10 protein-coding genes are annotated in these 12,240 nt (G+C 38.5%); 3 read left to right on the top strand and 7 right to left on the bottom strand.

The features are described 5' to 3' along the window. Window positions 1-48: 48 nt before the first annotated feature. The 6 genes from MTT30_RS08830 to MTT30_RS08805 form a co-directional block, all read right to left on the bottom strand. Complete coding sequence (locus MTT30_RS08830) at window positions 49-618, bottom strand: hypothetical protein (RefSeq protein WP_429801693.1); 570 nt, start codon at window positions 616-618, stop codon at window positions 49-51. Between the two features lie 90 nt (window positions 619-708). After that, window positions 709-1,389 (bottom strand): response regulator transcription factor, encoded by a 681-nt coding sequence (locus tag MTT30_RS08825; protein ID WP_021090255.1) that lies wholly within the window; start codon window positions 1,387-1,389, stop codon window positions 709-711. A 1-nt stretch (window position 1,390) separates the two neighbouring features. Next, window positions 1,391-3,040 (bottom strand): ATP-binding protein, encoded by a 1,650-nt coding sequence (locus tag MTT30_RS08820; protein ID WP_429801692.1) that lies wholly within the window; start codon window positions 3,038-3,040, stop codon window positions 1,391-1,393. 45 nt (window positions 3,041-3,085) lie between these two features. Next, a complete protein-coding gene (gene dsbI, locus MTT30_RS08815) occupies window positions 3,086-3,706 on the bottom strand; it encodes a protein-disulfide oxidoreductase DsbI (protein WP_429801691.1) in 621 nt (206 codons plus the stop codon). A gap of 8 nt (window positions 3,707-3,714) precedes the next feature. After that, window positions 3,715-4,371: a thiol:disulfide interchange protein DsbA/DsbL gene (locus MTT30_RS08810; RefSeq protein WP_107775709.1), complete on the bottom strand. Its 657-nt coding sequence runs from the start codon at window positions 4,369-4,371 to the stop codon at window positions 3,715-3,717. Between the two features lie 115 nt (window positions 4,372-4,486). After that, a complete protein-coding gene (locus MTT30_RS08805) occupies window positions 4,487-5,233 on the bottom strand; it encodes a carboxymuconolactone decarboxylase family protein (protein ID WP_429801690.1) in 747 nt (248 codons plus the stop codon). A 277-nt stretch (window positions 5,234-5,510) separates the two neighbouring features. On the opposite strand from MTT30_RS08805, the gene MTT30_RS08800 reads away from it, so the two are divergent. From MTT30_RS08800 to MTT30_RS08790, 3 genes are all read left to right on the top strand, one after another. Then, window positions 5,511-7,346, top strand: coding sequence for an aryl-sulfate sulfotransferase (locus MTT30_RS08800; RefSeq protein ID WP_429801689.1), 1,836 nt, complete (start codon window positions 5,511-5,513; stop codon window positions 7,344-7,346). A 224-nt stretch (window positions 7,347-7,570) separates the two neighbouring features. Next, the gene (locus tag MTT30_RS08795) at window positions 7,571-7,900 is read left to right on the top strand and encodes a hypothetical protein (RefSeq protein WP_429801688.1); all 330 of its coding nucleotides are present in this window, start codon (window positions 7,571-7,573) and stop codon (window positions 7,898-7,900) included. Window positions 7,901-8,048: 148 nt separating this feature from the next. Continuing rightward, window positions 8,049-8,294, top strand: coding sequence for a hypothetical protein (locus MTT30_RS08790; RefSeq protein ID WP_429801687.1), 246 nt, complete (start codon window positions 8,049-8,051; stop codon window positions 8,292-8,294). 470 nt (window positions 8,295-8,764) lie between these two features. Here the strand turns inward: MTT30_RS08790 and MTT30_RS08785 are convergent, their stop codons facing one another. After that, window positions 8,765-12,172, bottom strand: a complete 3,408-nt coding sequence (locus MTT30_RS08785; protein WP_429801686.1) for a retention module-containing protein — start codon at window positions 12,170-12,172, stop codon at window positions 8,765-8,767. Between the last annotated feature and the right edge of the window lie 68 nt (window positions 12,173-12,240).

Raw genomic sequence — 12,240 nt, 5'->3', positions numbered from 1 at the left:
AAATTTGAGTTTTTTAAAACAGAAGAAATTTGAGCAAAAAGCTCAAATTTATGAAAGTTTATTTAAGTCGTTATCGATATCTATATATATCGTAGTTGCGTTAAGATTTGTATGCTCAAAGCTAGGATCTACCTGCTTATCGCTCTCTTTATGTTCATTCATTTTAGCTAAAAGATCATCTTCTCTTAATCCATGCTCATTTGCTAAATTTGGATCTATTTCATTAAAACTAATATTTACGCTAGCCTCATCATTTGGCTCTTCTTGCTCTAAATTGGTTGCGCTAAGAATATCATCTACTTTTTCATTTATATGATCTAAAATCGATACATAATCATTGCCAAGAAGTGCTTTAAACAATGCGTCAGTATCTATACTAGACTCACCAATATCATCGCTTACTACGCTACTATCTAGCCAAAGAGTATCGTATCCATTTATTGATATATCTTGTCCATCATTTGCAGTGATTGTAATGCTTGCACTTTCGCTCTCGCCCTTTATGGCCTCTCCGATATATACTTTATCATTTACGTCTAAAACTCTTACATGATCATTTTGGTCTATCGCTATAACATCAGATGAAACGCTTTTAACTATACCAGCTACTGCTGCCATCTTTATTCCTTATTTTTATTTGTCGGTATTTTAGTATATTTAATTACTTTTGTATATTGTACTATGGTACAAGGTGGCGATAATTCCAAATCATTCAGATTTTGTGATTAAAATATATCCACTCTCGCTGATATTTTTAAATTTCACACCAAGCTCACGCTTTAGACGAAGTATCACATTTTGGATAGCCGCCTTGCTAACATCGCTCTCATAGACAAATTCTTCTATCATCTCATAAGTAACTAGCTTATTTAGATTATAAGCAAATAGCCAAAATATCTTATTTTGCAAAAAACTAAGATAAATTTCAATGCCGTTTTTATAAATTTTCTCTCTTTTTAAATTTATACTCACCTCATCGCTTAAATAAACTAGCTTTTCATCTCGTTCAAAACTTAAACTAATAAGCATTGCTCTAAGATCCTTCATATCAATAGGCTTTTTTAAAAAGAGCATCGCCCCTTCCTCCATGCTTTTTATCAAATTTTCATCGCTATCATAAGAGGTAAAGACGATAAATTTTTGGTGCGGTTTTGTGCGCTTCATCTCATTCATCATCTCAAAGCCATTAAGCACTGGCATGTGAATATCACTCATCACGATATCAAAGCCTTGCTTTTTAAATTTCTCCACACCATCTTGTCCATTGCAAGCACCAATTACCTGCTCGCAATAAGGTTTAAGCCCGCTAATAATAAGCTCTCTTGCCATATCGTCATCTTCAACTACCAAGACGGACGTCTTTTTTAAAATTTCTAAGACTTCTTGCATTTTAGTCCTTTAAATTTATATCAAAACTTAGCTCAAATACCGTTGGCTTTGCGTTATTTACGAGCCTTACATCACCATTTAGCTTTTCTTGTGCTAGCTTTTTAGCAAAATAAAGTCCTATACCATTTCCTTGCTTTTTAGTGGTATTTAGCCAAGTAAAAATTTTCTCGCTCATTTGCTCGCTTACGCCATTTCCATTGTCATAAACTCCGATGTAGCACTTATCTTCAAAGCTTCTAAATTTTATCTCGATGATACGCTTTAGTGGCTCATTTTTGTAGCTTTCGACAAGTGAGTCTTTTGCATTGTGTATTAGGATTAGCAAAATTTGTTGGATTATATTTTCTATCTGACGAACTTTTTGTTCATTAAAGCCACTAAATTTTACACTAACATTTGCACGGCTTAGCTCTGTGTGCATGAGAGTTATTAGATTTTTAACGCTTGTTTGTATCTCAAATTCGCTCACATTTTCAGCGCTTTTGTAAAAATTTCTAAAAATTTCAATAGTACTTGAAAGAAGTTTGACCGAGCTTTGCCCTTTTTCAAGTAAATTTATTAGCTCCTCGTCGTTTAATTTGCCTTCTTTTTTTAACATTATGCACGAGCTTAGCATTAGTTTTAGCGAATTTACTGGCTGAATGAATTGATGATTGATACCACTTATTAGCTCGCCAGCCTCACTCATTTTGGCTCTATGAGTTAGCAAGGTTTCATACTCATCTTGTATCTTTTTTATCTTGTTATACATAAAATTATGAAGGATGTTTGCCAAAAATGTGAGCGCAACGAAGGCAAAGAGCAAGCTTAGAGCATTTTTTAAAGCTTCTTTTGTTAAAGCTGAAATTTCTTCTTCGTTATTTGTGCCAGCTCCTATGAACCAATTTATCGTTGGTATCTCAGCTACTTGGATTAAATTTTGTCCTATTTTTAAGCTCGTAATATCTTCATCTTTTAAAAACAACTCTTTAAATTTCTCCTCGATCTCTTTTTTTAAAGCAAGATCAGGTATCGATGTTAAAATTTCACCGCTATGAGTCACTAAAAATGAGTAAGAATTTGGCGCAAGGCTAAAATTTTTAATGCTATTAAAGATATTTTCTATACGCACGACGCCACAAAGTGCTGCTTTAAATTTCGCTTGTTTTGTGACTGGAACGCATAAATTTAGAGTTGAGCCTTTTAAAATTTTATGTTTTTGCATGAAATTTACGCTTGGGGCATTTGTATTTTTTGTCTCCACATACCAGATAAGCCCTGCTCTTTCACTCTTTGGCATAACTTCTTCTAAAATTTTTTCTCCGTCTACAAAAATTTCTCCATCATCCCTTAAAAGCTGCATTAGATCAAATTCTTTTGCGTTTTGCTTAAAGAGCTTTATAAAGCCAGCTATCTTTTCATCGTCATCTACGATGCCTGCATTTTGTATAAATTTTGACGCACGAATGAGTGAATTTATACGCTCATCAAGCCAAATTTGAAAGTTATTTACGATATTTTTGCTAACTGCTATGTTATTTTTATCAGATAGTTCTATGATTTTCTCTTTTGCATTGCTGTAAATATTTAGCCCAAGAAGTATTACAAAAAGGCTAGCAAGCAAGATGATGGCGTAGATTTTAATATTTTGTGATTTTAAATTAATACCCATGCGTGCAGTATATCCTAAGTTAGCCCAAATTTGGGCTAACTAAATTCATTTTAAAAAGGATAAAAGCTTTGAAACGAGCATAAGTGCAAGCACTATAAAACAAATGCCAAATCCAAGCAGCGTGCAATCAGCCATCGACATAAATTTAGATGATGGCACAAGATACCAGCCGTCCGCATAAAGATCAACTATGCTCTTTTGCAAATCACTTAGCACCACGCCATCAGGCACCATAGGGCTGTCATATCCGCAGTCGCCTGTTGGCATAAACCAGTCAGGCGCCCACTTTTCAAGCGGCAAACCAAATGGATAGTGTGGCTCAGTAGAGCAGCCCTGCACACCAAAAGGATCATCGCCATGCACCGCATCGTGGATTTTAGCTAGCTTTACGCTATACATTATGCCCTGCACCGCTCCCCAAAAGGCAAAGCCGTAGCCAATTAGAGCAAAGAACAAATTTTTTGGGTTTATCATAGCGATCACGCCACCAAGCGCCATACATAAAAATGCAAAACGTATATAGACGCACTGCTCGCAAGGAGGCATATAAGCGTAGTTTTGAAAGAGCGAGTGCGCGATAACGACAAGCGCGACGCTCACAAAGACTAGGATCGCCCAAGAGATGCGTGAGTCTTGAAATTTAGCCATTTTTTTAAAAAAGCTCATGTGACGCCTTATTTTTTAAGAAGCTCTTCGATGAGTGCTGCCATGCCGTCAAGCGAGCTGATTGATTTTGTCATTATGAGGTATTTGCCATTTACGACAAATGCTGGCACGCCTTGAATTTTGGCCACGTCATAGCTCTCATCCCACTTTTTAAGTAGCTCAGTCACTTTTGGATTAGCTAGCTCTTTTTCGTAGTCTGCTTTACTAACGCCAGCTGCATCAAGTCCAGTCTTTAAAAAGCCCTCAGCGTCTTTGCCATCACTCCAGCGCTCTTTTTTGTCGTGATAAGCCTTGTAGTAGGCAAATTTAGCCTTTTTAAATAGCGAATTTTCATCAAATAAGCCGACACCTTTTGCCTCATCCATAACGATAAGCACAGCAAAAACCTTGCTCGCAACCTCACCATAATCGCCCTTTGTCTTTAGGTGAAATGGCTCGTATTTTAGTCCGGGGATTTTCTCAACTACCTTTGGAGTGACACTCTTGTCGTATTTGTAGCAAAATGGGCAAGCGTAGCTAAAAATTTTAACTAGCGTATTTTGTCCCACACTTAGTGGCTTTTCAAGCTTGACGTAGTCCTCACCCTCGCTAAATGCACTAGCACTGATCGCTCCAGCCACCGCAACAGCAAAGATAGCCTTACTAAATTTAGATAGAAAACTCATAATAATCTCCTTTAGATGATTTATTTTGAGTTATTCTACAACCAAGCTCAACCGCAAATTTAACGCTAGAATAAATTTTGGCTGAAATTTATAAGATATCGCATTGATTAAAAATTTAATTTTTACTAGAACTTATCTCATTTATTGCTGATAATGCGTTTAAAGCACTCGGATAGCCTATAAATGGTATAAGTGTTGTAACAACGCTTATTAGCTTAGCTCTATCGTTGCCGATACCAAAATTTGCAGCAATGTGCCCTAAAAGCTGTGGCTTTGCAAAGCCAAGAGTCGTGATATACACAAATGTCAAAAGCTCCCTAAGCTCTAAACTAAGTCCATCTCTTGCATAAAAATCACCAAAGCAGTTTTGCGATAAAAACTCCATTATATGTTTTTGATCATTTGGCATTGATGCGATAAATTTATCAACCGCTGGGAAGAGTTTTCTTTGTATCTCAAGGCCTCTTTCGCCTCTACCTTCTCTTAATTTTTTGGGCATATTTTCAGGCTCTATATAGCGCCCATTAAAAATTTCATCAGCTAGAAATATATAATCTTCTACTTTGCCAAGCCCAGCATAAGGCACTGCTTGATATAAAATTTCTCTTATCTCTTTTGCTGATATGCCTACATTTAAAGCAGCCCTAACGAAGCTTTTAAATGAGCTTTTTGCACCTTTGCTCACGCAAAGAGAGGCGATGATAACCGAAAGCCTTGTTTTTTCATCAATATTTATCACTTCACTAATATCGCCTAAAAAATTTAAATAATCCTCTAAAAAGCTAGCATTGCTCTCTTCAAGCTCACTTTTTGATTCAAACCAAATTTCATAAATTTTCTTTGCATTGTAAGTTAGTGTCATAAGTTTTGCTCCATTGTTTGGGGCTGATTATAAGTGCTAAAGCGTAAATGCTAGCTTAATATCCAAAAAGACAAAAATTTTTAATATAAATTTAGATTTTAAGCCATTATAAAGTTTATCGTGATTTTTATGTTATAAGGTTTTATTACAATTACGAAGGACGCAATATTTTTTATTACTCCTTTTACCTATTTTAAGCCTTGGGCGTTCCAAGGCTTTTTCTAAATTTTATAAGCTTTATGAGTAGAGTTTATAAAATTTATCCAAAGGAGATGTTATGAAAAAGACTTTGAGTTGTGTTGCGCTAGCTTCTGTGCTTTGCTCAAGCGCTTTTGCGATAGGCGGTCCAAGCGGGGCTAAACTAGACTATGCTATCACTGGGCAAATAGGCGAAGTAGTGGTAAATCCATACGACACAGCGCCTCTTACAGCAGTCATTAAAAATGGCGGCTACACACTAAGCAACGCTAAGGTCACTATCGTGCCAAAACAAGGCGGTCAGACTATAAGCTACAAAGTGGCTGATAAGCATCTTCGCACACATGGCGGCATACCTGTTTTTGGCATGTATCCTGACTATCAAAACACCGTTGAAGTCGAGTACGACAAGAGCTATAAAGGCAAGACTGAACACATAAAAGAGAGCTATAAAATTTACGCTCCAGCTATCTATCTAGAAAGCTCAGGCACGCCAAATCAAAAGGGTGCGCTATTTGACAAGATCGAGGTTACTAAGCCTGCGAGTGCTAAATTTGCTAACCGCCTCTACTACGTAAATAACTTCGTAAATAAAACAGGCAAGGGTACAAAAGTCGTTTGGAACAACCCAGCTGGTGGTGCGATCGAGTGGAACTATAGCCCAAATAACTTCATTCTTGATACAAAAGGCGAGGTTAGATGGTACCTTGAGCCAAGCAAAATTTACGATTTAAAACAGCCATTTCACGCTGGCGTAATGATGGGCTTTAAGCAAAATGATGACGGCGCTATGACTTGGGGATACGGCCAAAGATACGCAAAATACGACATCATGGGTAGAGAAATTTTCAACCGCGAGCTACCAGCTAGTTACAACGACTTCTCTCACTCAATGGACGTAGCACAAAATGGACACTATTTCTTGCGCGTGGCAAATGCCGACTATAAAAGGGCCGATGGCAAAAACGTAAGAACAGTTCGCGACGTGATCGTCGAGCTTGACCGTGACGGAAACGTAGTTGATGACTTTAGACTATATGAAATTCTCGATCCTTACCGCGATATCGTGCTAAAAACGCTTGATCAAGGTGCAGTTTGCTTAAACATAGACGCTAAAAAAGCAGGCCACACAGCAAGCTCTGATGAGCTTCAGTCTATGGATACACACGATAAATGGGGCGACATAGTTGGCGCTGGTCCCGGACGTAACTGGGCACACGTAAATAGTGTGGATTACGACCCAAGCGATGATAGCATCATCATCTCAAGCCGCCACCAAGACGCAGTCATCAAGATCGGCCGTGACAAACAAGTAAAATGGATCATGGGTGCTCACAAGGGCTGGAGCGATAAATTTAAAGACAAACTTCTTCAGCCAGTTGATAGCAAGGGCAATAAGATCGTCTGCGAAGATGAGTACTCAAAATGCCCAGGATACGAGAGCGACAAAGGTGGCTTTGACTGGCAATGGACGCAACACACAGCATTTAGGATAGATAGCAAGTCTAAAAAAGGCGAAATTTATCTAAGCGTCTTTGACAACGGCGACACAAGGGGCATGGAGCAACCAGCCATTGCTGGCATGAAGTACTCTCGCGCAGTCGTTTATAAGATCGATGAAAAGAAAAAGACAGTTGAGCAGATCTGGGAGTACGGCAAAGAGCGTGGCAAAGAGTGGTACAGCTCGGTTACTAGCCTTACGCAGTATCAAGATGACCTTGATAGCGTGATGGTCTACTCAGCCGTTGCTGGCATGCAGTTTGACATCGCAAAAGGTCGCCCAGTAGGACTTCCTAGCCCGCACATCGATGAGTTTGAGTGGGGTGCAAAAGAGCCAAGCATCGAGATAAAAATGACAAATGCGATGGGCTATCAGGCATTTCCATTTAGCTTGCAAAAAGCTTTTGAGAAATAATCTCTCTTTTCTCCCCTTTTTGCCCAGTGCAAGAAGGGGAGCCCTTACTACAAATTTAATCTATCAATAATAGATAAAAATTCACACTCACTCATAAATTTTAAAGTTCTAAATTAGAAATTTATATTGTAAAGATATTGTTTATTAAGGCAATAATATATAGCATTAGCACTTATATATAAAAATATATATTTAACATAAGGAGAAAAAATGAAAAAATTTTCATGGCTTTAGTGGTGCTGTTTGCAAGCCTTTTGCTTAATGCGGCTGAGTTTAGAGATATCAAAGATATGTCTGGCGACATCGTCAAAGTCCCTCAAAATGTTGAAAAGATCGCCACGCTTTGGTATGCGAACAATCAAATCATATTAATGCTAGGCGGCGCAGACAAGATAGTAGCGACCACCGATCTAATCAAAAACAACAAATGGTTTGTGCATATTTATCCTAGGATTTCAAGCATTCCAAACGGCGTAAACGGCAAAGATTTGCAGGTAGAAGAGCTAATTAAACTAAGCCCCGACGTCGTCATAGCCGCCACAAAGAAGAGCTAACTAAAAAACAGCTTTACCGTGCTTTATCCGTCGTTTACGAATCATGCGGATATGAAAAAAGCGTATCTATAATGGCAGAAGCCATAGGAGGCGACGCGCCGAAGATCGCGGAGAAATTTAATGAGTATTTTGACGGCAACCTAAAAAAGTGCTAAGTAAAACGGATAAGATCACTGCGTCAGATAGACCAAAAGTACTTCACATAGCCGACGGCAAAAATTTATTTAAGGTTGACGGTGCAAATACGATCATAGACGAGTGGATAAGGATCGCAGGCGGCCAAAACGCGGTTCAAAAAGCAGGAAATATGCTTGAAATCAATGCTGAAGAGACACCTAACGCAGATCCCTACGTCATCATCGTAGGCAGAGCCAAAGCTCCCAAAATTTTATAAAAGATATACGAAAATCCTATCTACGCGGGCAACCAAAGCCGTCAAAAATAAAAGAGTTTACGTAAATCCAACTGGCGTTTTTAGCTGGGATAGATACGGTACCGAGGGGGCTTTGCAAATTTTATGGGCAGCTAAGATTACATCCTGAAATTTTTAAAGATATAGATATGGCAGCTGAGACAAAGAAATTTTATAAAGAATTTTTACACTACGAGCTAAGCGATGATGAAGTAAATTACATCTTAAATGGCTTAGACCCAACTGGAAAATAATTTATCCTTATTTTAATCCATTTTTAGCCTTTACTTGTCTATCCAAACTTACGGATTTGTGTATATATACTAACTACTTAAATAACTAAAAATTTGTGAATTTGACACTAATTAAAAAGATAAAAAATTATGAGAATTTAATGATGAGGAAAGAGATACCCCAATGGATAAACCTTTGGGGTATTTAAGATTAGCTCATTAAAAGTATGTTACGTTATTTACCATATCGTCTTTAACTTCTACGGTAACGGTACCGCTAGTGAAAGTAGTATAACCGTCGTTGCTAGCTCCTTTACTCCATCCACCGCCAGAAAGATTAAGTTTATCGTTACCATCGCCGTCTATTTTTAGTTTATTATGGCTATCTGTCATATCTAGAACATCATTAGCTGATAGCGTTACAACATTTGTATCGGCCGAAGTTTTATTAACGTCTGTTATATCTAGTTTTTCGATGTTTTTAACATGACTAAAGTCTATGCTATTGTCAGCTACTTTTAATGTATCAAATCCGGCTCCGCCATCGATAGTAGAGCTACCGTCTATGCTTGCGTTTTTACCGATAGAGATAATATCATCTCCGCCGCCGCCGCTTATTATAGAGCCGCCGCTCATAGTTAAATTATTGCCTATCGTGATGATATCGTTTCCGTCTCCGGTGTTATTTACCGCGCTTCCGTTATTTCCCCAGTCGCCGTGTATACCCGCGCTATTAGCAAGCGTTAGATTGTCGCCCACAGTAATAGTATCGACTCCACCGCCGCCTTTGATGTCCGCCCAGTCTTGAAGGGTGACATTATTTGCAATATTTACGGTATCATTGTATCCTTGACCGCCGTCGTCCATATGGATATCGGAAGCCGATACTACGCCGCCATTTCCTATGTTTAAAGTATCCGCGCCGTATCCTAAATCCACATGCGTATCTCCGCTAACGGTGCCGTTTATGTTTAGCGTATCGACATCATCTCCGGTTATAAGCTGAGAATGTTCTACGGTAGCGCCCGATGCTACGGTTATAGTATCACTACCTCCGTTAAGATCAAATGTCGCGTTTTTAACGATAGCTCCAGCATTTACGTTTACGTGATCTTCGCCATTACCGTTTACTATTTTGGTTTGATATTGCCTATTGACTATAGCGTCCGATTGATCGCCAAATACCGCTCCGGAATTTATATTTACGGTATTTTTTGTTCCTTGTAATTCTACGGTAGTTTTACTAAATGTACCTCCGGCGATATTTACGACGTCGCCGTCGCCCATATACTTCCCATTTCCCGTACTTATTTTAGTTGTGGTAAAATTTCCGCCGTTTATATTTATTTTATCGTCTCCGTCTCCGCCACTTATTACCGAATTTTCTTTTATTACTCCCCCGTTTATGTTTATCTCGTCTTTTCCGTAAGAGCCTAAAATTTTCGCATTCGTAAGAATTCCGTCGTTTATATTCGTCGTCGTTTTACTATGAGATGTATGAATTTCAGAGTTTGTAATCTCGCCGCCGTTTATATTTATGGTATCTAAGTCATTGCTACCGCCATCTTTATTATCTAGTCCGGAATAAATCTTACTACCGTTTATTACCTTAGAGCCCGCATTAATATTTATAGTATCGCTACCGTATCCGGCTATAACTTTTGAGTTATCTATTATCGCTCCGGTGCCGATATTTATCGTGTCGCCTCCGATTTTGGCGTCTATTTTACTATTTTGCTTAAATGTAGAGTTGGTAATGTTTATAGTATCGTCGTCTTCGTCGCTATACCAAGCAGGTTGATCAGATACGCCGGCACGTAGTTCCGCGCCATTAGTAAAGGTAATGCCGTCGATATTGATTGTATCGTTACCCTCTCCGAAATCTATTACACCACTTTTTATAGTTATCCCTTTTTTGAAATTTATCGTATCTTCGCCGTTACCCATATTTATATTAGCCGTATCTAGATTTTCATTTATATATGCGGTATCGTTTCCGTTTCCGGCAGATATAGTAGCACCCCCATTTACGATAGAGCCTTGTTTAATATAAATAGTATCGTTACCGCCGCCCATACTTACGCTACTGCGTCCGCTTAGCGTAGCTCCGCTTTCTATATAAAGTTCGCTGTGTTTATCTTCATTATCGACATCGCCCGCTTCTATCCTAGCTTTACCGTCGACGGTTCCTCTAACGTATACGGTATTGTTACCCTCGCCGGCTTTTATTCTTGATTCTCCGGATACGTGCCCGTTTATATTTATCGTATCATCGCCGCTTCCAGTACTTATCTCATTAAAATGATTTGGATTACCGATCATATTGCCATCTATATTTATAGTATCGTTTCCGGCTCCGGTTTTTATATCTCCCCAAGATAGATTTGCACCGTTTTTAATATTAATCGTATCATCGTCCTCGCCGGTGTCTACTCTAAGAAATTTGCTAAAAGTTGCTCCGCTTTCGATATTAAACGTATCTTTTCCGAGTCCGGTATTTATTGCGGCATATCCACTCGTTTCTCCGGCAAAATTTACGGTATCATCGCCGTCTTCGGTATCTATCATCGTATTATCGCCTAGCTTGCCCTTGATATTGACTACGTCGCCTCCCTCGCCGGTATTTATATTGCTATTTTTTATTTCCGCTCCAGCTTCTACGTTTACGGTATCTACACCAGTACCAGTATGAGTATTTTTTACTTCCACATTATTTAAAAATTTAACTCCATCTCCGCCTACACCGCTATATACGGAATTAGCTTTGGTATTATCTACAATAATAGCGCTTCTATTATCTCCGCCAAATACGTTAAGATCCGTATTACCCTCTATAGAATTAGCGTAATTAGAAAGCCTACTAGAATCGGTCACAGCCAAATCTGATGCATCATCCTGACCTATAGCTAGTTTACCATCATTGCTTACATACCAACCGTCTTTATGTTGGAATGCACTAGGAGTAGTAGGATCGTCAGGAGTTAGATAATCTCTACCATCAGTATGTCTATATACGTGATATCCATTAGGTATAGAGTTATAAAATGAAGCTAATAGTCTAGAAGATGTGCTCTCTCCTACATATGCTGATAAAGGAATTTTTATGCTTCCTGCTGGCAAAGCAGGCTCTATTGCTCCAGCCCCAACAGCACTTCCACCACTTACACCAAAGCTATTATCTCCACCTGCTGCTAGAGATAAAGCATCTATGCTTCCTACATTAGCATTTATGTTACTAATGTGGCCTCCTTCTGCAAAGCTAGTAGAAGATAAGCTTACGCCATCTCCACCATTGCCACCTGCTTGTGGACCACCTGCTGCAGTTTCTTCTAGAGCATTAAGATCTGTTCCTTTTAAGATGGCTTGTTGTAAAGCTGAGATATCAGCTACTGTTTCGTTGTTGTTAGAGTCTTGATCTAGAGTTAGAGTATCTTTACCTATTAAAGTTATATCTTTACCATCAGTTTGAGTTATTGTTACTTTAGAGTTAGAACCCTCTGTAACTATCTTTTCACCTTGGTATACAATATCTCCTACACTTAATTGTCTTACCTCTCCTGTTAAGTCATTAAGTGCTCTTGCTATTCCTCCGCTTACGCTTTTAACTACTCCGGCTTCTTTAGCCATCATGTTCTCCTTATTGTTATATTATTTGAAATTTTGAATGAATTATATAAATTTTAGAAGTATATGTC

Origin of the sequence: Campylobacter concisus (genome assembly GCF_050447445.1) — a bacterium.
Classification (GTDB): Bacteria; Campylobacterota; Campylobacteria; order Campylobacterales; family Campylobacteraceae; genus Campylobacter_A; species Campylobacter_A concisus_BI.
This window is presented reverse-complemented; position numbering and strand designations above follow the sequence as displayed.

What these genes read in the sequence shown, in the direction of transcription:
- MTT30_RS08805 (WP_429801690.1), bottom strand. Translation starts at nt 5,233, where the DNA reads ATGACACTAACTTACAATGCAAAGAAAATTTATGAAATTTGGTTTGAA.
- MTT30_RS08785 (WP_429801686.1), bottom strand. Translation starts at nt 12,172, where the DNA reads ATGGCTAAAGAAGCCGGAGTAGTTAAAAGCGTAAGCGGAGGAATAGCA.
- MTT30_RS08820 (WP_429801692.1), bottom strand. Translation starts at nt 3,040, where the DNA reads ATGGGTATTAATTTAAAATCACAAAATATTAAAATCTACGCCATCATC.
- MTT30_RS08825 (WP_021090255.1), bottom strand. Translation starts at nt 1,389, where the DNA reads ATGCAAGAAGTCTTAGAAATTTTAAAAAAGACGTCCGTCTTGGTAGTT.
- dsbI (WP_429801691.1), bottom strand. Translation starts at nt 3,706, where the DNA reads ATGAGCTTTTTTAAAAAAATGGCTAAATTTCAAGACTCACGCATCTCT.
- MTT30_RS08800 (WP_429801689.1), top strand. Translation starts at nt 5,511, where the DNA reads ATGAAAAAGACTTTGAGTTGTGTTGCGCTAGCTTCTGTGCTTTGCTCA.
- MTT30_RS08795 (WP_429801688.1), top strand. Translation starts at nt 7,571, where the DNA reads ATGGCTTTAGTGGTGCTGTTTGCAAGCCTTTTGCTTAATGCGGCTGAG.
- MTT30_RS08830 (WP_429801693.1), bottom strand. Translation starts at nt 618, where the DNA reads ATGGCAGCAGTAGCTGGTATAGTTAAAAGCGTTTCATCTGATGTTATA.
- MTT30_RS08810 (WP_107775709.1), bottom strand. Translation starts at nt 4,371, where the DNA reads ATGAGTTTTCTATCTAAATTTAGTAAGGCTATCTTTGCTGTTGCGGTG.